Consider the following 24,496-nt stretch of genomic DNA (forward strand, 5'->3'; position numbering starts at 1 on the left):
AATGACGCAATTTGCTTTTGTATTCCCAGGTCAGGGTTCTCAGGCCGTTGGAATGTTGTCTGTATTAGCGGAACAGTATCCGGTTATCGAAGAGACTTTTCGTGAAGCTTCTGATGCGCTGGGCTACGATCTGTGGGCGCTGACCCAGCAAGGGCCAGCCGAAGAGCTGAATAAAACCTGGCAGACGCAGCCAGCACTGCTGACCGCATCGGTCGCACTGTGGCGCGTATGGCAGCAGCAGGGTGGTAAAACCCCAGCGCTGTTGGCCGGTCACAGCCTGGGTGAATACTCAGCGCTGGTTTGCGCGGGCGTGATTGCGTTTGCTGATGCTGTGCGCCTGGTTGAGCTGCGCGGCAAATTCATGCAGGAAGCGGTGCCGGAAGGTACTGGCGGTATGTCAGCGATTATTGGTCTGGATGATGCTGCCATTGCGAAAGCGTGCGAAGAGTCCGCAGAAGGCCTGGTCGTTTCGCCGGTAAACTTCAACTCGCCGGGCCAGGTGGTTATCGCCGGCCATAAAGAAGCGGTTGAGCGTGCAGGCGCAGCCTGTAAAGCCGCTGGCGCGAAACGTGCGCTGCCGCTGCCGGTGAGCGTTCCGTCCCATTGCGCGCTGATGAAGCCTGCTGCGGATAAACTGGCTGTTGAGTTGGAAAAAATCACCTTCAGCGCACCGGCTATTCCGGTGGTGAATAACGTTGATGTGAAGTGTGAAACCGCACCAGAGGCCATCCGCCATGCGCTGGTTCGCCAGCTGTACAGCCCGGTTCAGTGGACGAAGACCGTTGAATTCATGGCAGCACAGGGCGTTGAGCACCTGTATGAAGTGGGCCCGGGTAAAGTCCTCACCGGTCTGACCAAACGTATTGTTGATACCCTGACCGCATCGGCGATTAACGAGCCTGAAGCACTGTCAGCGGCACTTGCGCAGTAAGAAGAGGAATATCATGAGCTTTGAAGGAAAAATCGCACTGGTCACTGGCGCAAGTCGTGGTATTGGCCGTGCCATCGCTGAAACCCTCGTCGCGCGCGGCGCGACAGTGATCGGTACCGCGACCAGCGAAAACGGTGCGCAGGCCATCAGTGAATACCTGGGTGCGAACGGTAAAGGTCTGATGTTGAATGTGACCGATCCTGCATCTATCGAATCTGTTCTGGGAAATATTCGCGCAGAATTTGGCGAAGTGGATATTCTGGTCAATAATGCCGGAATCACTCGTGACAACTTACTGATGCGAATGAAAGATGATGAGTGGAACGATATTATCGAAACCAATTTGTCATCTGTGTTCCGTCTGTCAAAAGCGGTAATGCGAGCTATGATGAAGAAGCGTCATGGACGTATTATCACTGTCGGTTCTGTGGTTGGTACCATGGGAAATGCTGGTCAGGCAAACTACGCTGCGGCGAAAGCAGGCCTGATCGGTTTCAGTAAGTCGCTGGCACGTGAAGTTGCGTCCCGCGGAATTACTGTAAACGTTGTTGCTCCGGGCTTTATTGAAACGGACATGACGCGTGCGCTGACCGATGAGCAGCGTGCGGGTACGCTGGCGGCAGTTCCAGCGGGTCGTTTAGGCGACCCTAAAGAAATCGCCAGCGCGGTTGCATTTTTAGCCTCTGACGAAGCGAGTTACATCACTGGTGAGACTCTCCACGTCAATGGCGGGATGTATATGGTTTAACCACGATAGAAAATATTTGCGTTATGAGGGGGAATGGCCTCAAAATAACGTAAAATCGTGGTAAGACCTGCCGGGATTTAGTTGCAAATTTTTCAACATTTTATACACTACGAAAACCATCGCGAAAGCGAGTTTTGATAGGAAATTTAAGAGTATGAGCACTATCGAAGAACGCGTTAAGAAAATTATCGGCGAACAGCTGGGCGTTAAGCAGGAAGAAGTGACCAACAATGCTTCTTTCGTTGAAGACCTGGGCGCAGATTCTCTTGACACCGTTGAGCTGGTAATGGCTCTGGAAGAAGAGTTTGATACTGAGATTCCGGACGAAGAAGCTGAGAAAATCACCACCGTTCAGGCTGCCATTGATTACATCAACGGTCACCAGGCGTAAGTGAGCATCTCCAGGCGGTCATTCGACCGCCTGTGTTTTTTCTTTTGTAGTCCCTCGATTTTCTTTTTTTATCCCTCCCTGGAGGACAAGCGTGTCTAAGCGTCGTGTAGTTGTGACCGGACTTGGCATGTTATCTCCTGTCGGCAATACCGTAGAGTCCACCTGGAACGCTCTCCTTGCCGGTCAGAGTGGCATTAGCCTAATCGACCATTTCGATACTAGCGCCTATGCAACGAAATTTGCTGGCTTAGTAAAGGATTTTAACTGTGAAGAGATCATCTCGCGCAAAGAACAGCGCAAGATGGATGCCTTCATTCAATATGGAATTGTCGCTGGCGTTCAGGCCATGCAGGATTCTGGCCTTGAAATTACGGAAGAGAACGCAACCCGTATCGGCGCCGCTATCGGCTCCGGGATTGGCGGTCTTGGCCTGATTGAGGAAAACCATACCTCTCTGGTGAATGGTGGTCCACGTAAAATCAGCCCGTTCTTCGTTCCGTCAACGATTGTTAACATGGTGGCAGGTCACCTGACCATCATGTTCGGCCTGCGTGGCCCAAGCATTTCGATTGCTACGGCCTGTACGTCTGGTGTGCATAACATCGGTCAGGCAGCGCGTATGATTGCCTATGGCGATGCTGATGCGATGGTCGCCGGTGGCGCAGAAAAAGCCAGCACCCCATTGGGCGTGGGCGGTTTCGGCGCAGCGCGTGCCCTGTCTACCCGCAACGATAATCCGCAGGCGGCAAGCCGTCCGTGGGATAAAGACCGTGATGGCTTTGTGCTGGGTGACGGTGCAGGTATGGTCGTACTGGAAGAGTACGAACATGCGAAGAAACGCGGCGCGAAAATTTATGCAGAAGTTGTCGGCTTCGGCATGAGCAGCGATGCCTATCACATGACCTCTCCACCGGAAAACGGTGCAGGTGCTGCGCTGGCGATGGTTAACGCTATCCGTGACGCGGGTATCGAGCCGGGTCAGATTGGCTATGTGAATGCGCACGGCACCTCTACGCCTGCGGGCGATATCGCAGAAGCGCAGGCCGTTAAGTCTGTGTTTGGCGATGCAGCCAGCCGCGTAATGGTCAGCTCCACCAAATCCATGACCGGCCACCTCCTGGGTGCGGCGGGTGCAGTAGAGTCTATCTACTCCATCCTGGCACTGCGCGACCAGGCCGTTCCGCCAACCATCAACCTGGATAACCCGGATGAAGGTTGCGATCTGGACTTCGTTCCACACGAAGCACGCCAGGTCAGCGGAATGGAGTACACCCTGTGTAACTCCTTCGGCTTTGGCGGCACCAACGGCTCTCTGATCTTCAAAAAGGTCTGAGGCTAATCGCCGGGGCGATAGTCTTGCTTCCCGGCACACTGATAAAAAAGGTCCGCTTGTCGGGCCTTTTTTATTCGGTTTTCTTCCCTTGTCCCGGGCTCACCTTCCTGCCAGACTATTTGACCATCTTAAAGGAGCCATCATGTTCTTGATAAATGGCATAAAGCAGGCAGTGCTTCCGGCAAATGACCGGGCTATCCAGTTTGGTGACGGATGCTTTACTACGGCGCGCATTGTCGAAGGCAAAGTCTGTTTGCTTAACGCGCATGTGCACCGTTTGCAGACGGCCTGTGAAAGATTGTTCATTCCCTTTGCCCAGTGGGCAGAGTTAGAAAAGGAAATGGCAGAGCAGGCGCTGGGCATCGATCGTGGCGTACTGAAGGTGATTATCAGCCGGGGAAGCGGCGGCAGGGGATACAGCGCAGCTGGCTGTCTGCAGCCGGTTCGCATTCTTTCCGTGTCGGCGTATCCGGCCCATTACGATCGCTGGCGGACCGAGGGGATCGCCCTGGCATTGAGTCCGGTGCGTCTTGGCCGTAATCCGCATCTGGCGGGGATAAAACACCTTAACCGGCTTGAACAGGTGTTGATCCGCTCCCATCTTGAACAGACGGACGCCGACGAGGCGCTGGTCCTTGACAGCGAAGGGTTCATTACGGAATGCTGTGCGGCGAATTTATTCTGGCGGCAGGGTAAGGATGTGTTTACCCCCCGTCTGGATCAGGCGGGCGTCGATGGCCTGATGCGCCAGTTTTGTCTGCGACAGCTGGCACACTCCGCCTTTCGCGTTGTCGAAGTGCAGGCGTGCGAAGCTGCGCTGAAGGATGCCGACGAGATCGTCGTGTGCAATGCGCTGATGCCTGTGGTGCCGGTGCGCCAGTATGGTCCTCACCATTTTTCATCGCGTGAGTTGCACCTGTTTTTAGCCCCTCTGTGTGAGCAAACCAGATAGTCATGAAGAAAATGTTGCGCTTTATTCTCCTCGTCGTTGTCGTGCTGGGCATTGCCGCTGGCGTGGGGATATGGAAGGTTCGCCAGCTGGCGGACAGCAAAATCCTCATCGCGGATGAGACGATATTTACCCTGAAGCCAGGCACCGGACGACTGGCGCTGGGCGAGCAGCTGTATGGCGAAAAGGTCATTAATCGCCCGCGGGTGTTCCAGTGGTTATTACGCGTGCAGCCGGAGCTGTCGCATTTCAAAGCCGGTACTTACCGTTTTACGCCAGGCATGACCGTTAAGGAGATGCTGGAGCTGCTCGAAAGCGGTAAAGAGGCCCAGTTCCCGCTGCGTTTTGTTGAAGGGATGCGCTTGAGCGATTACCTGAAACAGCTGCGCGATGCGCCATACATCAAGCACACGCTGCCGGATGACAGCTATGCCGCCGTCGCTGAAGCCCTGAAGTTTGAACATCCTGAATGGGTAGAAGGCTGGTTCTGGCCGGATACCTGGATGTACACGGCGGGCACCACCGATGTGGCGCTGCTGCAGCGTGCGCATAAAAAGATGGTCGAGGCGGTGGAGAAAGCCTGGGAAGGGCGGATGGAAAACCTGCCGTATAAAGATCAAAACCAGTTCGTGACCATGGCGTCTATCGTCGAGAAAGAGACGGCGGTGGCCAGCGAGCGCGATCAGGTGGCGTCGGTGTTTATTAACCGCCTGCGTATCGGCATGCGCTTGCAGACCGACCCAACGGTGATTTACGGGATGGGTGAGAACTACAAGGGCAAGATCTCACGTAAAGACCTCGAAACCCCAACCGATTATAATACCTACGTCATTAGCGGATTACCCCCAGGACCGATTGCCACACCGGGCCAGGCATCGCTGAATGCCGCCGCGCATCCGGCAAAAACGCCGTATCTCTATTTCGTCGCTGACGGAAAGGGTGGACATACTTTTAACACCAATCTTGCCGGTCATAATCGTTCGGTTCAGGACTATCTGAAGGCACTTAAGGAAAAAAATGCGCAGTAACTACATCGTCATTGAGGGGCTGGAAGGCGCCGGGAAAACCACCGCACGCAACGCGGTGGTTGAGACGCTGAAACAGTGTGGCATCGAAGAGATGATCTTCACCCGCGAACCGGGCGGCACACAGCTGGCGGAAAAACTGCGTAGCCTGGTGCTGGACATCAAATCGGTTGGCGACGAAGTGATTACCGACAAAGCCGAAGTCATGATGTTTTACGCTGCCCGTGTTCAGCTGGTTGAAACCGTGATTAAACCTGCGCTGGCGCGCGGTTGCTGGGTCATCGGCGACCGCCACGATCTCTCCACCCAGGCTTACCAGGGTGGAGGTCGCGGCATTGACCAGAATATGCTCGCCACGCTGCGCGACGCGGTGCTGGGTGATTTCCGCCCGAACCTGACGCTCTATTTAGACGTGACGCCGGAAGTGGGCCTGAAGCGGGCCCGCGCCCGTGGGGAACTGGATCGTATCGAACAGGAGTCGCTGGACTTCTTCAACCGTACCCGCGCCCGTTACCTGGAGCTGGCGGCACAGGACAGTTCAATCCGCACCATCGACGCGACGCAGCCTCTGGAAGCGGTGATGGGGGACATTTGTGCCACCGTTACTAACTGGCTGAAGGAACAACAGGCATGAAATGGTATCCATGGTTGCGCCCGCACTTTGAACAGCTGGTGAACGGCTATCAGTCCGGTCGGGGGCATCATGCGTTACTGATCCAGTCGCTGCCGGGGATGGGGGATGATGCGCTTATCTATGCCATCAGCCGTTTCCTGATGTGCCAGCAGCCGCAGGGGCATAAGAGCTGCGGCCAGTGCCGTAGCTGTCAGCTGATGCAGGCGCAAACCCATCCGGACTATTACGCCCTGGAGCCCGAAAAGGGCAAAACGACCCTTGGCATTGATGCGGTGCGCGGGGTTAGCGAGAAGCTGTACGAACGCGCGCGGCTGGGCGGGGCAAAAGTTGTCTGGCTGAAAGATGCCGCCCAGTTGACCGAAGCGGCCGCCAACGCGCTGTTAAAAACCCTGGAAGAGCCGCCGGAAAATACTTGGTTTCTGATGGCCTGCCGTGAACCGGGGCGATTGCTGCCGACTCTGCGCAGCCGCTGTCGTTTGCATCATCTCAGCGTTCCGCAAGAGGCGTGGGCTATCAGCTGGCTCGCAAGAGAAGTGACAACGTCACAAGAAGCGGCGCTGAGTGCGCTGCGCCTGTGCGGTGGGGCGCCCGCCGCGGCGCTGGCCTTGTTGCAGCCTAAAGTCTGGACCCAACGCGAACAGCTTTGTCAGGCGCTCGGGGCGGTGTCCGACAGCGGCGACTGGATGAGCCTGCTGCCGGTACTTAATCATGAGCAGGCGGCAGATCGCCTGCACTGGCTGGCAGCGTTGTTGCTGGATGCGCTTAAAATTCAACAGGGCGCGACCCTGCTCAGCAATGCCGACGTCTGGCAACTTGTGAATAATCTCGCCCATCGCCTGCCAGGCGTGGCACTGCGGGCTATTCTTCATGACGTATGCCAGTGTCGCGAACAATTACTCAGCGTAACGGGGCTGAACCGGGAGCTTGTGCTGACCGACCTGTTACTCACTATCGAGCATTACCTGCAACCGGGCACGACGCTGCCTGTATCCCATCTCTGAGAGAGACATTATGTTTTTAGTCGACTCACACTGCCATCTCGATGGCCTGGATTATCAATCCCTGCATAAAAACGTCGATGACGTGCTGGAAAAAGCGGCCGCCCGCGATGTGAAATTTTGTCTGGCGGTCGCCACGACGTTGCCCGGCTATCGCACCATGCGCGAACTGGTGGGCGTGCGCGACAACGTGGTTTTCTCCTGCGGCGTGCATCCCCTGAACCAGGATGAAGCCTATGACGTCGAGGATTTACGCCGTCTGGCGGCGGAAGAGGGCGTGGTGGCGATGGGCGAAACCGGGCTGGATTATTTTTACACCCCGGAAACGAAAGACCGCCAGCAGACGTCATTCCGCGACCATATCCGTGTTGGCCGGGAGCTGAACAAGCCGGTGATTGTCCATACCCGCGATGCCCGGGCCGATACGCTGGCGATCCTGAAAGAAGAAAAGGTGACGGATTGTGGTGGCGTACTACACTGTTTCACAGAAGACAGAGAAACAGCGGGCAAGCTGCTGGATCTGGGTTTTTATATCTCGTTTTCCGGGATCGTAACGTTCCGTAACGCCGAGCAGCTTCGTGACGCTGCGCGGTACGTGCCGCTCGATCGCCTGCTGGTGGAAACAGATTCCCCTTATCTGGCACCGGTGCCGCATCGCGGTAAAGAGAACCAACCCGCGATGGTACGGGATGTGGCCGAGTACATGGCCGTTTTGAAAGGCGTCGACGTTGAAGAACTGGCACGCATTACCACCCACAACTTCGCCAGTCTGTTTCACATCGATCCCTCCCGCCTGCAATCTGCCTGATAAGACAGTTTTTTTTGGGCTCGTAATTAATAGCTAAAGCGAGTACAGTTCACCGCCCAAATGGGGGCGGTGAATGCGTTTCTGGTAACATCTGGCAATCTATTTTGTAAAAATCTGAAAGTTTTTCAGCTGCCGAGCGCTGAAACGTGATAGCCGTCAAACAAAGATCCGCAGATTTATTTTACTCTGCGTAATAAATAAAGGGCGCTTAGATGTCCTGTCCACGGCACGGTTCTCCCCCCGGGCCAATGCGTGAAAACGTAAAAAAAGCACAAATACTCAGGAGCACTCTCAATTATGTTTAAGAATGCATTTGCTAACCTGCAGAAGGTCGGTAAATCGCTGATGCTGCCGGTATCCGTACTGCCTATCGCAGGTATCCTGCTGGGCGTCGGTTCTGCAAACTTCAGCTGGCTGCCAGCCGTAGTTTCCCACGTGATGGCCGAAGCAGGCGGTTCTGTTTTCGGTAACATGCCACTGATCTTCGCTATCGGCGTTGCGCTTGGCTTCACTAATAACGACGGCGTGTCTGCGCTGGCCTCTGTTGTTGCCTACGGCATCATGGTTAAAACCATGGCTGTGGTTGCACCTCTGGTGCTGCACTTGCCACCGGAAGAGATCGCAGCAAAACACCTGGCTGACACCGGTGTTCTGGGCGGTATCATCTCGGGTGCTATTGCGGCGTATATGTTTAACCGCTTCTATCGCATCAAGCTCCCTGAGTATCTGGGCTTCTTTGCTGGTAAGCGTTTTGTTCCAATCATCTCTGGTCTGGCGGCGATCTTCACTGGTGTGATCCTCTCCTTCATCTGGCCACCGATTGGTTCCGCTATCCAGACCTTCTCTCAGTGGGCTGCTTACCAGAACCCGGTACTGGCATTCGGTATCTATGGCTTCATCGAGCGTTGCCTGGTGCCGTTTGGTCTGCACCATATCTGGAACGTTCCTTTCCAGATGCAGATCGGCGAATTCACCAACGCGGCGGGCCAGGTATTCCACGGCGATATCCCACGCTACATGGCAGGCGACCCAACTGCAGGTAAACTGTCTGGCGGCTTCCTGTTCAAAATGTACGGCCTGCCGGCTGCTGCGATTGCAATCTGGCACTCTGCTAAACCAGAGAACCGTGCAAAAGTGGGCGGTATCATGATCTCCGCAGCGCTGACCTCGTTCCTGACCGGTATCACCGAGCCGATCGAGTTCTCCTTCATGTTCGTTGCGCCGATCCTGTACGTTATCCACGCGATTCTGGCTGGCCTGGCGTTCCCAATCTGTATCCTGCTGGGTATGCGTGACGGTACGTCCTTCTCACACGGTCTGATCGACTTCATCGTACTGTCCGGTAACAGCAGCAAACTGTGGCTGTTCCCAATCGTTGGTGCGGGCTACGCGGTGCTGTACTACACCATCTTCCGCGTGCTGATCAAAGCACTGGACCTGAAAACACCAGGTCGTGAAGATGCAACAGAAGACAGCAAAGCGGGTGCGACCAGCGAAATGGCTCCAGCACTGGTTGCAGCCTTCGGCGGTAAAGAGAACATCACTAACCTGGACGCATGTATCACTCGTCTGCGTGTTAGCGTCGCCGATGTCGCGAAAGTTGACCAGCCAGGTCTGAAAAAACTGGGCGCAGCTGGCGTAGTTGTTGCAGGTTCCGGTGTACAGGCTATCTTCGGTACTAAATCCGATAACCTGAAAACCGAAATGGATGAGTACATCCGCGGCAACTAAGTGGTGACCTGGGGAGACTAAGGCAGCCAAATGGCTGCCTTTTTTATTGCCTGAGATTTGGGAAATGCCCGGCGGCGCTGCGCTTGCACGGGCCTACATATCCTGGGCCGCAGGCAAACCGCGCGTACAAAAAAGGGAGCCTTCTGGCTCCTTTTTTATTGTTTGACAATCAATTAGTTATAACTTAATCAGTGAGTTACCACCATCAGGAGCCCGCTCTAAACCCCTCTAAAGCGGGGTAATGTGGTCAAATTGTGGATCGGTGCTTTATTTATTGCACTTCGGTGGTTTGTTCTTCCAGCGTTTATGCAGCCACTCAAATTCCTGATAGGTGAGAGAACTACGCAGTTTTTCTCGCAGCGCCTTGATCAGTGGCTCCGCAGTCTCGTAGGTGTCCATCACGGTTGTGTAGGATGCCTGTTTGATCATGTCCTCCTCGTAGATGCCAGCTTTAATGCTGACTGCCACGCGTTCATAAAAATTGAGGATATATTGAATTTTGCGGCCCTCGGCGGTTTCGCTATCAGACAGAGAACCGGCAGGGGGAAACACGTAAGAGCGAAATGATTTGCCGGAATCGCGAATGCGTCGGAGTGTATGCAGACTATCAATGTATTCGCCGTCCTTCCGGCTCTCGAAAAGGAAGGTTGCGGTTTGGGTTTTGCGTGCCATTTCTACGTTGTAACGAATGGTCATGACGGCGGTACAAATGCCGCCAAAAACAAGCAGGTTGCTGATTACTTGCCAGGCTACAGGACTCAGTTCCATTTAAGCTCCGGTATTAAGACAAAAAAAAGCGGAGCCAGTGCTCCGCGTGTGAAAGGGTGTGAGTTAGAAACCGTCGAACTCGTCAAATTTTTTCATACATTTCTCCTCTGTTCAGCTGGATAAGCGGCTGATGTTTGCAAAAGATTTTGTCTATACGGACATATTATAGCCGCTGCCCCTGTATATCAAGGTAAACCAATCTAGCCCAATTCAAACCGGCTCCATTACCCGGCGATCTCATTCAGATCGACCAGAGGGTTTAACGTGACGGCCTCCGCCAAATGGTCGGGCGCGAAATGCGCGTAGACCATCGTCTGCTGAATTTTCGCATGGCCGAGGATGCGCTGCAGAACCAGGATATTTCCGCCGTTCATCATGAAATGACTGGCGAAAGTATGTCGGTAAACGTGCGTCGCCTGGCCCCGGGGCAAATCTGGTGCAACCTCTTTGATAATGGTTCTGACGTTGGTGTAATCCGCCTTCGGAAACAATAAGGATGAAGTTTCCCTACCCTCCAGGATTTCAGCCGCCAGCGCCTGGTTGATCGGCACTATACGATTTTTACCCGTTTTAGTTTTGGCGTATTCCACCCTGTCGGTGTGCAGACGGCGGCGCGGCAATTTTGCGGCTTCGTTCCATCGTGCGCCTGTCGAAAGGCACAACCTCGTCACCATTAGATCGTCGCCGGTGAGTCTTCCCAGAACGTCACAGATCTGCGATTTTGTTAAGAAGCCGAGTTCAGTCTGCATCAGCTTAAGCTCTGTCATGCCATGCAGCGGCAGAGCTGCGTGATACAGGCCTAACTGTGTGAGCTTATTGAAAACTCCTTTCAGCGAACGTAACTCACAATTTAAGGTCTTCGGCGCCTTGCCGCTCGCAAGCCGTTCCGTGCGATAGCTCGCAAACATGCCCTGCGTGAGTTGATCCACGCGAGGACAGTTGAGTCTGTTGCATGTTGCTTTTAACTTTAAGTAGGTTTTGGGCCCGTCAGTCAGTGTTTGCCCGTGATTCTTCCACCACAGGTCGATAAGTTCAGAAAGCTGGCGGCGGTCGGCAGGTTTATCAAGCCAGTCTTTATTGTTCTGGTTTGCCAGTGTCCAGCGCTCAAAAGCCAGTGCCTCGCCTTTGGTCGGGAACGAGCGGCGAACGCGTTTACCCGTGCGGCCAGCCGGGCGAATATCTACCAGGTATTTCCCGTTATCTTGCTTTGAAATTGTCATTACGCCTCCTGAGCCTGAATATCATCATTCGCTGAAACAGCAATCTGTATTTGTCGCACTGCAGTTAGTAACCGATCGATTTGTTGCCAGTCAGGTGCAGCAGTTAATAAATTGTTCGTCCGGGCAAAGAGGGAAAATTGCCGGGTCAATTTGCCCGGATGAAAGTGCTGTTTTGTTCGTCATCATCCATAACGTGTATTTATTAAATCTGGGGTGCCCGGTTATTTTGAGCAGCTCAATATCCGGCAATGCGTCCACTCTTCGATTCATAAAGTTTTCCAGTGTTTTTAATGGGATGCTGCAAATTCCTGCAAAATCCTTGATTGTGAGATTTTCGGTATTGATTATTAAAAACAAGCGCTTACGCAATGACATATTCACCTCTATTGCTATATTAGAAACATTGAAGGCGTAAATGTATTGTTCGTTTTAAATACTAATTTGATTAATATTGCTATGTATTTTATTCGGAAAATTTTCTTGTTATAAAAAACAATTATTTAAATATTGAATGAATTGTCTGTTAAGAATAACTAATTTACATGCGGAATTATGCGCCCAGTATAACGGATGGGTCCTTATGTACGCCCATGCAGGCGCACATAAAAACCCTGTAATTAGATCATAAGCTTCGTTTTGTTATACCCGGTCAAACCATAAAACATTGCCATTGTTCTTCACTGATAATCTTTAATGGAATATTTTTGTTATCTCTGTAATTAACTGCCTTCTCGATCTTTCTTCCGTGGCTTTGATACATCCAGTCTTTTGAGCTTAGAGTGCCAACAATGAGATAGTTAATTTTCATTGTCACGGTGTCGCATACAGTTGCGCCTGCTGCTTCGATGTCGGCCTTACATTTACTTCTTTTGCCATGTAAAAAGTCGCCAGTAAGACATACAGTTGCCCCTGATAAATCGAGGGATTCAATGACATCTATAGGTAATCGCGTAGACATTCCATCGACCACGCCGTTTGCCAAATCGCAACCAGTAAAAGCAATAAGTCCTTCTTTTAACAATTCTCGCTCGGAGGAAGTTATAATTCCGTCTTTAAGAATTTCAGAAACTAATAGATACAGTTCTTTGCCAGGATAATTATTTTTTAAAGCCCCATTGCTTGTGAGCCACCAATTAAGATATTTAATCTCTTGATCAAGTAGTTGGTGGTCTGCAAGCATACCTTTGCAAAGCCCCTCCAAAAGGTGGCGATCTGCTTCTTCTGAGTAAAGATCCAGACTTGGGGTATCAAGAAGTTGTTTTTGAACTTTTAGAAGGTCAGCTTTAAAAAAATTAAGCTCGGCTTCAGAGACTACGCCATCAGCAAGGATATCGGCGGCTCTGTTTCGTATGGTGCGGACACAATAGTTGCGGCATATTATGTCGGCTTCCATAAGCCATGTATCAAGGAAAAGCACTTCGTTTTTAGTGATTATTCCGTCACTTAAAACCCCATCAATCAGACTAATTAGATTTGTTAAAAGTTTATCTTTATTACGGACATAATTGAACTTGCTGTATTCAGTTTCCATACTTAGTCTCCTTTAACTTACAATAAAAAATATTTAACTAACCCCACATGTTTATTAAAGTAAATTCTGCCGTAACCAGGTTCTCATGATTTACTAGCAGTTAACCAGCCTTCTGGTCGTTTGATGAACTAGGCGTTTTGTTATGCTCATTAGGTGAAAGAGTCGGGGATACCTGCCCGGAGTCTGGCGCAATCTGATCGGTCATAAGCCAGAGGGAATATTTCATAAATCTGGGATGTTGCGTGTATTTTGTTAGCGTATCGCTTCCGATGTTTGCGATTCGGCCAGTTTCATAACGCTTCATCGTGGCTACCGGAATCCCTGTAATTTCAGCAAGTTCTTCCCGAGTTAACCCTTCAGCTTCTCTGATTTCTCGTAATTTTTTTCCAATCGTCATTGACAGGGTTCTCCAAGGCACCCTAATATCTGCTCAAGGGTTCCTTAAAGAACCCCTACAAAACCAATTTAAACCGACCGTAAAGGATAGCCCATAATGAGCTCAAAACGAGACAGTTTTTTACCTGTCGCACCGCGCCAACGCGGCGCGATGGCGGCGGGTGCCAGAGCTGGCGCTTACCTCTCTACCAAAGAACAGACCGCGCTTGATCGCTCGCTGGCGCACCTAGCTGCGAATGGCATCAAGCCAGTTTTCACGATGCAGGAGTTTGCCGACTTCTTCGGGCATACGCTGCGCAAGGTTCAGAGCGATGCGGAACGCGGTTACTTGCCGCTGATGCCGCGCCGGGATCCGAATCGCCGTGAGTTAAAGATGATCAACATGGTCGCCTGGTATGCGCGCAGCTTTCTCGCTGCTGAGCAGTGCCTTGAACGTGCGACCACTTTTAATTAAGGCCGGATTCTTAGCGGGGGCAAAGAAATGGCGAACACAAATCAAAGTAATGAAAATAATGGTGGAAGAGATTTTATATCTCAGGTAATTCAACTAAGCCGTCATTCATATTTATATCGCGGATTCACTATTCAGAAATGTCCGCGCAATCCTTTAACAATGAAACACTCTTACAGAATTTCCAGTAATGGCGATTATTTCGGGCGTGACTTTGCTTTAGCAGAGGCTATCAAAACCGTTGACGCAATCCGTAAAGGAGCGCAGCAATGAACGCAGCACAAGCCCCATCACTCGCCAGCCTGCTTAAGTCTAGGTGCCAGGTCACGCACCACCGCCACACGCGCGGCTGGATTGAATGCCCGGATGGGCGCTTCTTCAGACCTGACCCGGCAAAGGTTCAATTTATCAAAGGTAAAAGCAAGCCGTTTATTTATATCCAAAGAATAAATAAAGGTTCCCGTTTTACACTGAGTAAATTATTTAAAGCGCTAATTAAGTAATTCTGTTTTAAAAAATTAATTCTGCATTCTCCGCCTTTTTATTAATTGGCGGCGGCTTAACTCATCCTTAAAGAGGGTATACCTATGTCCGGTATGTCTAAACGTGAGCAATATAATTTTATTCTTCATGTGCTTTTGCCAGCCATTCAGGAGGAGGGTTTAACAATTAAAACCCGCACCGCTGGCGAAATGACGCTCTTATCTTCCGATCCGTCTGTTACCGACTTTATCCGCGATATGCGCCAGCGCCTGAGCGAGGCTTTATCGCGTCCTGCAGTTCCATTTTCTCCTTACGGAGTTTAAACCTATGATCCGTTCCCTCCTTAAATGGCCCGGCGGCAAAAGCCGGGTAATGCCTGAACTGCTGCGGCATTTACCGAAAGCTGGTTGTCTGGTTGAACCGTTTGTCGGCGGCGCTTCCGTGTTCCTCAATACCGATTATCGCCGCTATATCCTGGCGGATATCAACCCTGATTTGATCCGGCTCTATCGGGAAGTGAAGAACAATCCCGAACTGGTGATCGGCCTCGCGCGCCCGCTTTTTGCTAACGGCAATTCAAAGGACGAATTCCTGCGCTATCGCGACATCTTCAACCGGTCTAAAGGGTTGCTTGATGTGAATCGCGCCGCGCTGTTTCTCTATCTCAATCGTCACGGCTACAACGGCGTGGTGCGTTATAACCAGAGCGGCGGGTATAACGTGCCGTTTGGTCAGCATAAATCTGCGCCTTACTTCCCGGAAGCGGAGATCCGCCAGTTCGCGCAGAAGGCCAACGACACAAAAGCTATTTTCCTGTGCTGCTCGTTTCAAAACACTCTCAAAATAATGGTTGGAATGGATGAAGCCGTTTACTGCGATCCGCCGTACTTGCCCGCCAGCGATACCGCCAATTTTACCCAGTACCACACTGAACCGTTTACAGAAGACAGCCACCGCCAGTTAGTCCAGGCGCTGCTGGATGTTAACCGTAAGCATGGCGTGAAGGTCGTCATTTCAAACAGCGACACCGAAGCCACTCGCGCGATTTACCAGCCTTTCGATTTTCATGAGATCAGCGTTAACCGCTCTGTGAGTGCAAACGGCATAACCAGGGGTGTCGCCAACGAAGTGATCGGCGTGCTGCCTGTTTGTGATGGCTGCGGGCGGCACGGTGGCGGCTGTTGCCCTGACTGTGGCCCATGCGCTGGGTATTCAGCCGGATGCGGAGATGAATCCGATAGCGATGTGCTCCCAGGCTATTGGGAATCAGAAGAAAACCCGATTCCACTGTGAGACGCCCTCTATGACTGCCTACTACAACGAAATCGATCCCTTCGCCGCGCAATGGCTGCGCAACCTGATCGACGCTGGGCACATCGCCCCGGGCGTCGTTGACACTCGCTCAATTGAGGAAGTAACCGCAAATGACCTTAAAGGATTCACGCAATGCCACTTCTTCGCCGGAATCGGCGTCTGGTCTTACGCATTGCGCCGTGCAGGATGGCCCGATGATCGCCCCGTCTGGACAGGTTCATGCCCCTGCCAGCCTTTCAGCGCCTGCGGAAAAAAAGCAGGGAAAAGCGATAGGCGCCACCTCTGGCCCGTATGGTTCGATCTGTTATCGAAGTGCCGCCCTGGCGTTGTCTTTGGTGAGCAGGTTGCAAGCAAAGACGGCCTCGACTGGCTCGACGATGTACAAGCTAACCTGGAAGGAGCGGCTTACGCCTTCGCGGCGCTCGATCTTTGCGCTGCGGGCTTCGGTGCCCCGCACATCCGGCAACGGCTCTTCTGGGTGGCCGACTCCAAACGCAAGCAACATCAAAAACGCCTATCAGGATCCACAGAAGGTTATGGCCAGAAAGCTGGCGGGGCGGCAGTCGAATTTACAGGACTTTGCCTGTCTGGCGGGCTGGAACACTCCGACAGCAACGGACGGGAGGGGCGGATATTTGGGCGGAAGGATTCGAAACGGGAAGATTTCAACGGATCGGTTGGATGTAACGGCACAACTTGCGGGCTGGCAGACACCGACAACAAGCAACGATCGCAAGCCGAACCAGCAAAATGCGCTGACGAGTTACCGGGAGAACGGGGCGAAAATTCAGAAAAGGTTGCAGGATTTGGCGGCAATAGCGGGGCCGATGCGGTTAGCAGTTTCTGGGGAATTGCTGACTGGCTCTTTTGCCATGATGGAAAGTGGAGGCCAGTTAAACCCGGACTTAAGCCGCTGGTTGATGGGGTTGCCGGACGAGTGGGTCAGTTGCGCGCCTTCGGTAATGCCATCGTTGCGCCGGTCGCGGAAGAGTTTATAGCTGCGTATATGGAGGGTTGCCCGTGATTCATTTTCATGGTGGCCCAATAACGCCGGACACTTGCGCATTGAGAGCATGGAAAGGCCGGCACGCATTTATCAGCTTCGCCAACCCTCAGCAGATCGGGCTGGCAAGTGAGGTGTGTCAAAGCTTCGCGCTTGATAACGGCGCTTATAGCTTCTGGACAAAAAAACGCGTGGTGGACTGGCGTAATTATTATGCATTCGTTGATGAGTGGAAGAATCATCCCCGCTTTGCATTTGCCTGCATACCTGACGTTATTGGCGGCACCAGCGCCGAGAATGACGCGCTTTTAGCGGAGTGGCCGCACGGTAAATTTGTGGGGTGTCCGGTATGGCATATGTCTGAACCTGATGAAAGGTTTATCAGACTTTGCCATGAATACCCCCGCGTTGCGATCGGCTCCATGGGGGAATACGACGCAAAAAAACCACGGGCTTGCCGGGCAAAATTGCGCGACTTGATCAGCAAGGTGGTGGATAAAAACGGCTACCCAATAGCTAAGTTGCATGGGCTTAGGATGCTGAATAAGGATGTATTTACCCACATCCCACTCTCATCCGCTGACAGTACCAACGTGGCACGCAATATCTCAATAGACAAAGCGTGGAAGGGGGCTTACTCACCTGCAAGTAAAGAAACCAGAGCTTTTACGCTTGTAGAGCGTATCGAGTCGCACAACAGCGCAAGTTCACTCTGCTATGACGCGGAAAAGGATCGTTTCACGCCGCAGTTAACTTTTGAGCTGTAGGCGTGACGATGCAAGATTCTAAAGGCTGTCGCGTCCCCTCTCCACCTCCACCGTTTCCGGGTAGTGCTGCTGATGCTACCCGGTACGCCTGGGCATGGAATAAACCCGGTCAGGCTATTGGCCGTGATACCCCTCTTTCCAGCCGAGGCTTTGACTACCTGACGCCGGACGGTATCCGAAAGCATATTGATATTGCCGATCTGGCAGAAGAGAACGAAAAGCCGGAACGCAATAAGGTGTTGCGCCGCCGCCTGGCTTCTCTCCCGCAGTATGTTCGCCGTCACTTTGCCACGAAGCTGGATGCGTTGGACGCGAAAGACCCTAAAGCGGCAGATCTCTGGCTGGTTAATACCTTTGAGCGTCACGTATTAACGCGTATCGATAGCGTGAACAGCATTTACCAGCCTGACAGCGTGATGCCTGGTGTTCTGCTGCCTATCCGCGATCAGCTTTTCCGCATACTCTGGGCGGGGAAAAAAGAGTTAAAAAGACTGGCTTATACGCTTGCCGATATCTTTACCAGCGAGTTTATACGCGAGTCCGATCACCAGTTGGCGCGTACCGGCGATCCATGGTTCGCCGCGCTTTCTGGTTATGGCCGCATCGCCTCGCTGGCGGCTCATCTTAAAACGCCAATCCCTGGCTGGACGGCATATTGCAATGAAGAACTGGAAGCGGAGGACGCGTTACGCGCGGCCCTTCGTCTTGAATCACCACGATGGTGGTTAAACCGCCTGCGCCTGATCCATGCCCGCTGGCGTGAGCATTTAATGATCGCCGCGGGATACGTCCAGAAAAAATCCTCCCCATACAGCAGCGCCCCTTGTCTTTCGGAATGGCTGGCCCAGAAAAAGGCCAATCGCGAATATCTTAAGGCCATGGAACTGGAAGACCAGGACACGGGCGAGCGAATTTCATTGATCGATAAAGTAGCCGGTAGTGTTGCCAACCCGGCCAACCGTCGCCGCGAGCTTATGACGAGAATGCGCGGATTTGAAGAACTGGCGAAGTTGGAAGGGCTGGCCGGTGATTTCTACACGCTGACAGCCCCTTCCCGTTACCACTCCATGCAGCATAACGGGCGCCGCAATAATAAATACTGTGGCGCGTCGCCACGTGAGACGCAGCAATATCTTTGCAAGGTCTGGGCGAGAACCCGCGCCGCGTGGAAAAGAAAAGGGATTCGTGTCTTTGGCTTCCGTGTGGTTGAGCCGCATCACGATGCAACGCCGCACTGGCATTTGCTCCTTTTCATGCTCCCGGAACGTGTCGAACAGGCGCGCGAAATCTTCCGTAAATATGCCCTGAAAGAAGACGGCCACGAATCGGGAGCGCAGGAAAACCGCTTTCAGGTTGTGCCAATCGACGATGCCCACGGCAGCGCAACCGGCTACATAGCGAAATACATTTCAAAGAATATTGACGGCTTCGCGCTTGATGGTGAGAAGGACGACGAAACCGGGGAAGATCTGAAAGAGATGTCGCTACGCGTCAGCGCATGGGCGTCGCGCTGGTCAATCCGCCAGTTTCAACAGATCGGCGGTGCGCCGGTCACGGTATACCGTGAGCTTCGCCGCCTGGGCAATCGTGAACTGGTGTTACATCCTGAACTGGAAACCGCACGGCAGGCCGCTGATGCAGGCGAATGGGATAACTACGTTTTAGCCCAGGGCGGGCCGCTGGTAGAGCGTGATAATCTGCGCATCCGCCTGAACTATGAAACAACTGAAAACGGCAACGCTTACGGCGATGACGTCCAGCGAATTACCGGTATCTACAGCCCTCTCACTGGCCGTGACTCTTTGATCCTTACCCGCACCGCTCAATTCAAAATTGTGCCGAAGCGCCAGGGCGCTGACGGTGTGGCCGTTGACGTTGATTTTTCAGGCGGCAGCGCCGCCCCTCGGAGTTCTGTCAATAACTGTACGCGGGATCCCGCGACAGGTGCTGACGGTGTTGAACATGCCGCCAGCGAAGCTGCAGGACGGTCAGAAATGACGGTGCCAGCTGGCGAGACGGTGAATTTTGATGCGCTATCACGCCAGGAAAAGCGGGAACTTGCGCAGCGGCTTAGTGACGATGTGCGGCGTAAGCGTAAAAAGCGGCCATCGGAACGGATTGAAGGGGCCGGTTTGTCAGTGAAAGAGCAGCAGATCAGTGAACTGTTGGCGCTGCGTGGGATTGATGTCAGCGCCGGAATGGTCAGATCGATTGTGGCCGGTGCGTCAGTTGCGTGCGGTGATCTCGTTATGTCCGTGCAGGACGGGCGGCTGGTATCCCGCAACCGCGCCGCGTCCGGGTTGGATAAGCTGCCGTCGCAGGTGATGGAGGCGAAGAAAATGACAGGTGATCTCGTGAACCGGATGAAGGCTGCATTTACCGGGCGAGATTAGAGCGTCGATCGGCATGATCGGCTTTGAAAGTGTGGTACCGAATTACCGCGATGGCCGGAACGGTCAGCTTTGACGGTGCGGTACCGGATTCCGGCAAATACAGCCATTTTCGGCAGTGTTGGCCATACATCGAGAACAGTCATTTTTAACAGTGCTGCAGGACGGACAGAATTGACTGTGTCAGCTGAAGGAGAAAGAGGATGAGCTATTTGGGAAGTAAAGCGGCCAGTGGGGTTTATCAGAATATTATTGCTGAAATGCCCCCCCATGATACCTACATTGAAACCCATCTCGGGGGCGGTGCTGTGATGCTACGTAAGCCGCCTGCGATGTGCAATATAGGGATCGATGTTGACGGGCAAACACTTGAAGATTTCGCACATGATCATAACCGTCTTTACATTGATCTGGTTCGGGCTGACGCGGTGCACTATCTGAACAATTATGATTTTTATCGTGCGGGCCGCGTCCTGATCTATGCCGATCCGCCTTATCTGCCAGAAACACGCACCGGCAACGCGCGATATCGCTTTGAATATTCGGTTGAAGATCATGAGCGGTTATTGTCCTGCCTGGTTAGCCTGCCGAAAAACGTTTCCGTTATTCTTTCCGGCTACCCATCGCAGCTTTATGACGAGCGGTTAACAGGCTGGCGCAGCAAAGAATTTCAGGCCATGACACGCGGCGGCGTGCGAACAGAAAAAATATGGATGAACTACCCGGAGGGGCGCGCTTATTCGCACGCTTTTGCCGGAAAAGATTACAACGACCGTCACCGTATAAAGCGCAAAGTTGAGCGCTGGCGCGCGAAATATGCAGCCCTTCCACCTGCTGAACGGCTGGCGATCATGGTGGCGCTTAACGAGGTTGACGCGGGCCATTGAGTGCCCGGAGATCGTCTATATTCTGATCGTCGATATAACTAACGAGGAAATGAATATGGCAATTGAAAGACAGCTCACAGTGGAAGCAAGAAAAGCCCGGCCAGAAGCTAGTGTACGATTTGAAAGGGACGGGCAGATTTTAACAATGTTTTGGGATTGGGAGTATAAGGGCCAAAGGCTGAGTTACAGCAGGGCGGAACTGCGCCAAGACTATGAAAAAGATCCTGAAATGGTTGGGGCGGTTGTCGATTTTTGTGTGATCCAAATGGGTGTTTTGGAAAAGGGAATTGACGACGCCGCGTTACGTTGAAAATCATAGCAGAATTTCTGAGGGGTTGCTTTGTGGGTTATGAAAAGTGTGGAGTGGAGGTGTTAAAAATATCTAGTAGGGTTAGCAGCTACAACGGCATAGGGTGAAAGATTGATTTCGAACAATCGTTCAGCCTCTAGACTGGATACTATGTTGTCATAACAAAGAAGGAAGATAAACTGTGTGCGTTGTGATGATATAGTGATTTGAAAATAACAGAAGTGTAATTAATCTCATTACACTTCTGTCGCATATGGACTTTATAGTTGTAAAAGATAGTGTTCTTTAGCTTTGGCTATTAATGCATTGACTTGAATTCCAACCTTATCTTTGTTGACGGATTTTACATTTTTCTTGTCAACTTGCATACTAATGATCTTGAGTTTGTGCCAATGAGATTCATCATCACAGATAACGATGTAATCATTATCCTTTATTAATATAGATTCATCTTCACCAAGATCGTAAGAATATACATTGTGGTTTGGATACTCATGTGGTTTCGGTAGTTTTATTAAACTGGATTTGAAATTTAAAAGCCCAATATCTAGAAAGGCTTCTTTAACTTGTTGCTTTGTTAATATCCCTTGCTCTATCATGTGATAAATTTGAAAAAGCTCATAGGTATAAGTCATACCACGATAACTAATTTCAGCATCTTCTATTTGTTTATCATTGAATGGAGGTATAGACCGTTGAAGAGGTGCTTTATAACGCTGGTGATTTACAATATAAATACCATGAAACTTCTGATGCGGATTAGCTTTTCGATTTCTGAGAACTATTTTTGATATTTGTGAGCATTGTGCATCGGTAGATGTACCGCCTATTCCCTTTACCTCAAAAAGCAAACAGGTTTCATTCCCATCAATTCTAAGATCTTCTTCAAAAATTTCACCGCTTTTAACATTTTTATCTGGGTTTTGTACATTTTCGAACCCTATATATGACAAGAACCATTGAACAGCATAAACTAATTCATCATCTGTTTCCTTCAAAAGATTTTTTAGAAGTTGGTTTTCCTTTTTTTCTCTGGTTGTATTTAATTCTTCAGTAATGAGAGTTTTGTCTTTCTCGTATTGCGCATCAATCTCAATTGAACGATTGACAATATCTTTTTCCTCTTTAGATATATATGCAAAATCATTTTCCCATTTAAAAGCGCCATGTTCTGGAAAGATTTCAGAAGTAAAAGCTAGTTCAGGTAAAACATTTGTTAATAAATCAAGTATAAAGTCGGGTTTTGATTTGAGAGTTGGAAGGAATAAGTATAATGAGTTGTTTTCTATTCTGGACCATGCAATAACTTCATTGCTTTCATTTGTTAGGAAAATTACATCTTTAGAGTTTGTTGCCTCAAATGCGACTCCATATGTAAGGTCGTTAGAATGTTTAGAAATACATAGAGCTAATGGATTTACTTTTCCATCATTAGCAGACTTCCATCTGGAACCATGTTTAGAAACAGGCCTTATGTATAAACCAATGTTCAATGTTGCAGATTTGAATTCGGAATATGTATCGGTTTTTTCATCAAGCAATTTATAACTCTCGGTTGATGTTTGTTCACAAAATATTATTATGCATCTTTTTTTATGACTTGAGTTAATTTGCTCTCGGATAAGGTATATATCAGCAGGCATTAAATCTATATGGCGGGGGACTGTTTGGAAATATAATTTAAAAGGACTTCCTTCGAGGCTTGCTAGTGGGGTTGATGCTTTAGTATCAATGACAATTACATCAGATTCATGCAAGTCAGATGGGATATCGTGATAAAAGTCGAAGGTCCTAGTACTTTTACCATAATCATTTATAAAGTGATGTTTCCCATTCAATTTATGAGGAAATGTGTTAAATCCAGCCTTAGTTAGATTCTTTGTAACGTCATCATCAACATTAAACAAAGAGATTTTTGGGATTGTGTTATTCATCCTTTCCGGTTCCATGATTGATGCTTTCCGAGCTTAAGTTTGTTGACAGAACTACCAATGAACTTAGTAAGCATATTAGGTGTAGTGAAAGCTATTGTAATCAATGCAAGAAAGTGCACAAGTATGCACAATAAATTCGTCGTCTCAATGTCTTCTCCAGGCAGTGTAATGTCTACCTCATGATGAGTGAACATTTGCACAAAAAAGCGGGGTTTCTGCGTGCGGGCGAGGCGGGGGAATGAGCGCGCGCTGAGGGGTGGGATAGGGTCGATAGTATATGCCCCGATTTTCGCGCCGCTGCGCCTCGCAGCTGCGTCGTTTTCGGTTCGTTGTGGTGGTTTGAGGCAAAAGAAAAGCCCCTGCCAGCGGGCTGCTGAGGGGCTTATGTGCGGAGTGGTCATTTATGGCCGTGCTGGCCGTTCCACGGCGGTGGTGGGTGTGTCCGGGCTGGCGTCAGATCGCTGCCTGCAGTAGTGCGTAAGGGTTGAAGCGCACCACGTCGATCCCCAGCCAGTCGTTTAACTCTTTCAGGCTTTCTTGTATTGGGGCCAGTTCGTTGATGGAAAACACCTTCGCCGCTTTCTCTACGTCGCCGAAGCCACCGGAGTTATTCGGCATTACCCCCATCAGAACGGGCGGCACGCGGTGCGCGGCTAACAGGTCGTCGCGGGTGGCGTCTTTGATGCCGGTAAACTCATCCTTTGCAGCCACCTGGCTGAACGGCATAATTTGCAGGCCGTCTTTTTTCCCGCCCGCCGCGTAAACAAACAGGTTTTTAAAAGCACCGTTACCGCGTGCGTCTTTCAGCGACTTCTTAAGCTTTTCCACATCGTTATTATTCGCCACCGGGTCAGTGAGGTAGACGATCACGCCCGCATGACTGCCGTTAATGTAGTAGTTGCGGCGAAATACCGTTGCTTCACCGTTCAGCATGGCGCTTTGTAGCGCGGCCAGATATTCAGGCGCGCCATAGATCTCCTGGTGCGGGCTGGGGTTCTTGATCTGGCAGACGCTGCCCGGTTCGAACGCGTGATCGTCAACGTAACGCGGAACAAACCAGAATTGAGCCGGGTCTATGCCACGCCGCGTATATTTTGCCTGGCTGTGCCGCAGCTCGATCGGCTGGCCTAACCGGTTGCGGCGGCATTCCATGTAACAGTTACCGAAAATCAAATAGTCCTGCACCCAGGCGGTGAACTCCTGCCGGGTTAAAAGCGGGTGGGGTATGTAGCAGCTGGCGATAACGTTGCGTTTGAATATCAGCGGTGACTGGTGATATGCGGCAACGTCGAACATGCGCGCCAGCCCATACGTGCTGACCGGGGGTTCATACCAGCGGCCATTGTTATGGCATTCGAGGCACTCCATAAGAGACGCGCGATCGTTGACTGCGATCGGGTCGCCAAAGCTGAAAGATTCCACGCTTTCCAGCGGCGTAGCCACGTCGCTGCCCGTGCTGGCTGGCGCAGCATTAGGCGCCCTGAATTTCTTTTT

27 protein-coding genes are annotated in these 24,496 nt (G+C 51.3%); 20 read left to right on the forward strand and 7 right to left on the reverse strand.

Features of this window, described 5'->3' with window-relative positions; translation table 11 throughout:
* Position 1 precedes the first annotated feature (1 nt).
* The 10 genes from fabD to ptsG all read left to right on the forward strand — a co-directional run bounded on the left by fabD (position 2) and on the right by ptsG (position 9,548).
* Complete coding sequence (fabD, locus tag FFB58_RS00600) at positions 2 to 931, forward strand: ACP S-malonyltransferase (RefSeq protein ID WP_138368636.1); 930 nt, start codon at positions 2 to 4, stop codon at positions 929 to 931.
* A gap of 13 nt (positions 932 to 944) precedes the next feature.
* Positions 945 to 1,679, forward strand: a complete 735-nt coding sequence (gene fabG, locus FFB58_RS00605; protein ID WP_039028930.1) for a 3-oxoacyl-ACP reductase FabG — start codon at positions 945 to 947, stop codon at positions 1,677 to 1,679.
* 154 nt (positions 1,680 to 1,833) lie between these two features.
* Positions 1,834 to 2,070 carry an acyl carrier protein gene (acpP, locus tag FFB58_RS00610; RefSeq protein ID WP_000103754.1) on the forward strand — a complete coding sequence of 79 codons (237 nt, stop codon included), beginning with the start codon at positions 1,834 to 1,836 and terminating at the stop codon, positions 2,068 to 2,070.
* Positions 2,071 to 2,161: 91 nt separating this feature from the next.
* Positions 2,162 to 3,403 (forward strand): beta-ketoacyl-ACP synthase II, encoded by a 1,242-nt coding sequence (gene fabF, locus FFB58_RS00615; RefSeq protein WP_138368637.1) that lies wholly within the window; start codon positions 2,162 to 2,164, stop codon positions 3,401 to 3,403.
* Between the two features lie 142 nt (positions 3,404 to 3,545).
* On the forward strand, positions 3,546 to 4,355 hold the full coding sequence (pabC, locus tag FFB58_RS00620) for an aminodeoxychorismate lyase (protein ID WP_138368638.1): 810 nt from the start codon (positions 3,546 to 3,548) through the stop codon (positions 4,353 to 4,355).
* A 2-nt stretch (positions 4,356 to 4,357) separates the two neighbouring features.
* Positions 4,358 to 5,380, forward strand: coding sequence for a cell division protein YceG (gene yceG, locus FFB58_RS00625; RefSeq protein WP_138368639.1), 1,023 nt, complete (start codon positions 4,358 to 4,360; stop codon positions 5,378 to 5,380).
* Complete coding sequence (tmk, locus tag FFB58_RS00630; protein WP_138368640.1) at positions 5,370 to 6,011, forward strand: dTMP kinase; 642 nt, start codon at positions 5,370 to 5,372, stop codon at positions 6,009 to 6,011. The genes yceG and tmk overlap by 11 nt, the downstream gene beginning before the upstream one ends.
* Positions 6,008 to 7,012 carry a DNA polymerase III subunit delta' gene (holB, locus tag FFB58_RS00635; RefSeq protein WP_039028935.1) on the forward strand — a complete coding sequence of 335 codons (1,005 nt, stop codon included), beginning with the start codon at positions 6,008 to 6,010 and terminating at the stop codon, positions 7,010 to 7,012. The genes tmk and holB overlap by 4 nt, the downstream gene beginning before the upstream one ends.
* 10 nt (positions 7,013 to 7,022) lie before the next feature.
* Positions 7,023 to 7,817 carry a metal-dependent hydrolase gene (locus FFB58_RS00640; RefSeq protein ID WP_039028936.1) on the forward strand — a complete coding sequence of 265 codons (795 nt, stop codon included), beginning with the start codon at positions 7,023 to 7,025 and terminating at the stop codon, positions 7,815 to 7,817.
* Between the two features lie 297 nt (positions 7,818 to 8,114).
* Positions 8,115 to 9,548, forward strand: a complete 1,434-nt coding sequence (gene ptsG, locus FFB58_RS00645; RefSeq protein WP_138368641.1) for a PTS glucose transporter subunit IIBC — start codon at positions 8,115 to 8,117, stop codon at positions 9,546 to 9,548.
* Positions 9,549 to 9,815: 267 nt separating this feature from the next.
* Here ptsG and FFB58_RS00650 read toward each other — a convergent pair whose 3' ends face one another.
* The 5 genes from FFB58_RS00650 to FFB58_RS00670 form a co-directional block, all read right to left on the reverse strand.
* Positions 9,816 to 10,316: a DUF4760 domain-containing protein gene (locus FFB58_RS00650; protein ID WP_138368642.1), complete on the reverse strand. Its 501-nt coding sequence runs from the start codon at positions 10,314 to 10,316 to the stop codon at positions 9,816 to 9,818.
* A 224-nt stretch (positions 10,317 to 10,540) separates the two neighbouring features.
* Positions 10,541 to 11,536, reverse strand: coding sequence for a tyrosine-type recombinase/integrase (locus tag FFB58_RS00655; protein WP_138368643.1), 996 nt, complete (start codon positions 11,534 to 11,536; stop codon positions 10,541 to 10,543).
* 90 nt (positions 11,537 to 11,626) lie between these two features.
* On the reverse strand, positions 11,627 to 11,911 hold the full coding sequence (locus FFB58_RS00660) for a transcriptional regulator (RefSeq protein WP_138368644.1): 285 nt from the start codon (positions 11,909 to 11,911) through the stop codon (positions 11,627 to 11,629).
* 274 nt (positions 11,912 to 12,185) lie between these two features.
* Positions 12,186 to 13,067, reverse strand: a complete 882-nt coding sequence (locus FFB58_RS00665; RefSeq protein WP_138368645.1) for a BRCT domain-containing protein — start codon at positions 13,065 to 13,067, stop codon at positions 12,186 to 12,188.
* 100 nt (positions 13,068 to 13,167) lie between these two features.
* Positions 13,168 to 13,464, reverse strand: a complete 297-nt coding sequence (locus tag FFB58_RS00670) for a helix-turn-helix transcriptional regulator (RefSeq protein WP_138368646.1) — start codon at positions 13,462 to 13,464, stop codon at positions 13,168 to 13,170.
* 96 nt (positions 13,465 to 13,560) lie between these two features.
* On the opposite strand from FFB58_RS00670, the gene FFB58_RS00675 reads away from it, so the two are divergent.
* From FFB58_RS00675 to FFB58_RS00720, 10 genes are all read left to right on the forward strand, one after another.
* Positions 13,561 to 13,917 (forward strand): hypothetical protein, encoded by a 357-nt coding sequence (locus FFB58_RS00675; protein ID WP_138368647.1) that lies wholly within the window; start codon positions 13,561 to 13,563, stop codon positions 13,915 to 13,917.
* A gap of 27 nt (positions 13,918 to 13,944) precedes the next feature.
* On the forward strand, positions 13,945 to 14,187 hold the full coding sequence (locus tag FFB58_RS00680) for a DUF4761 family protein (protein ID WP_138368648.1): 243 nt from the start codon (positions 13,945 to 13,947) through the stop codon (positions 14,185 to 14,187).
* Positions 14,184 to 14,417 (forward strand): phage filamentation protein Fil family protein, encoded by a 234-nt coding sequence (locus FFB58_RS00685; protein WP_138368649.1) that lies wholly within the window; start codon positions 14,184 to 14,186, stop codon positions 14,415 to 14,417. The genes FFB58_RS00680 and FFB58_RS00685 overlap by 4 nt, the downstream gene beginning before the upstream one ends.
* 84 nt (positions 14,418 to 14,501) lie before the next feature.
* Positions 14,502 to 14,720, forward strand: a complete 219-nt coding sequence (locus FFB58_RS00690) for a hypothetical protein (RefSeq protein ID WP_286172411.1) — start codon at positions 14,502 to 14,504, stop codon at positions 14,718 to 14,720.
* 4 nt (positions 14,721 to 14,724) lie between these two features.
* Positions 14,725 to 15,690 (forward strand): Dam family site-specific DNA-(adenine-N6)-methyltransferase, encoded by a 966-nt coding sequence (locus tag FFB58_RS00695; RefSeq protein WP_138368650.1) that lies wholly within the window; start codon positions 14,725 to 14,727, stop codon positions 15,688 to 15,690.
* Positions 15,691 to 15,700: 10 nt separating this feature from the next.
* Complete coding sequence (locus FFB58_RS00700; RefSeq protein WP_138368651.1) at positions 15,701 to 16,735, forward strand: DNA cytosine methyltransferase; 1,035 nt, start codon at positions 15,701 to 15,703, stop codon at positions 16,733 to 16,735.
* Positions 16,732 to 17,481 carry a hypothetical protein gene (locus FFB58_RS00705; RefSeq protein WP_138368652.1) on the forward strand — a complete coding sequence of 250 codons (750 nt, stop codon included), beginning with the start codon at positions 16,732 to 16,734 and terminating at the stop codon, positions 17,479 to 17,481. Before FFB58_RS00700 ends, FFB58_RS00705 begins: the two co-directional genes overlap by 4 nt.
* An 8-nt stretch (positions 17,482 to 17,489) precedes the next feature.
* Positions 17,490 to 19,874, forward strand: a complete 2,385-nt coding sequence (locus FFB58_RS00710) for a replication endonuclease (RefSeq protein WP_138368653.1) — start codon at positions 17,490 to 17,492, stop codon at positions 19,872 to 19,874.
* Between the two features lie 200 nt (positions 19,875 to 20,074).
* Complete coding sequence (locus FFB58_RS00715) at positions 20,075 to 20,758, forward strand: DNA adenine methylase (protein ID WP_138368654.1); 684 nt, start codon at positions 20,075 to 20,077, stop codon at positions 20,756 to 20,758.
* A gap of 55 nt (positions 20,759 to 20,813) precedes the next feature.
* Positions 20,814 to 21,068: a hypothetical protein gene (locus tag FFB58_RS00720; RefSeq protein ID WP_138368655.1), complete on the forward strand. Its 255-nt coding sequence runs from the start codon at positions 20,814 to 20,816 to the stop codon at positions 21,066 to 21,068.
* 260 nt (positions 21,069 to 21,328) lie between these two features.
* On the opposite strand, the gene FFB58_RS00725 is transcribed toward FFB58_RS00720, so the two are convergent.
* Both FFB58_RS00725 and FFB58_RS00730 read right to left on the reverse strand, forming a co-directional pair.
* A complete protein-coding gene (locus tag FFB58_RS00725) occupies positions 21,329 to 23,002 on the reverse strand; it encodes a hypothetical protein (protein ID WP_138368656.1) in 1,674 nt (557 codons plus the stop codon).
* 453 nt (positions 23,003 to 23,455) lie between these two features.
* Positions 23,456 to 24,445 (reverse strand): phage portal protein, encoded by a 990-nt coding sequence (locus FFB58_RS00730; RefSeq protein ID WP_286172529.1) that lies wholly within the window; start codon positions 24,443 to 24,445, stop codon positions 23,456 to 23,458.
* Positions 24,446 to 24,496: the final 51 nt, after the last annotated feature.

Origin of the sequence: Enterobacter sp. MF024, assembly GCF_005843915.1 — a bacterium.
Classification (GTDB): domain Bacteria; phylum Pseudomonadota; class Gammaproteobacteria; order Enterobacterales; family Enterobacteriaceae; genus Enterobacter; species Enterobacter barmai.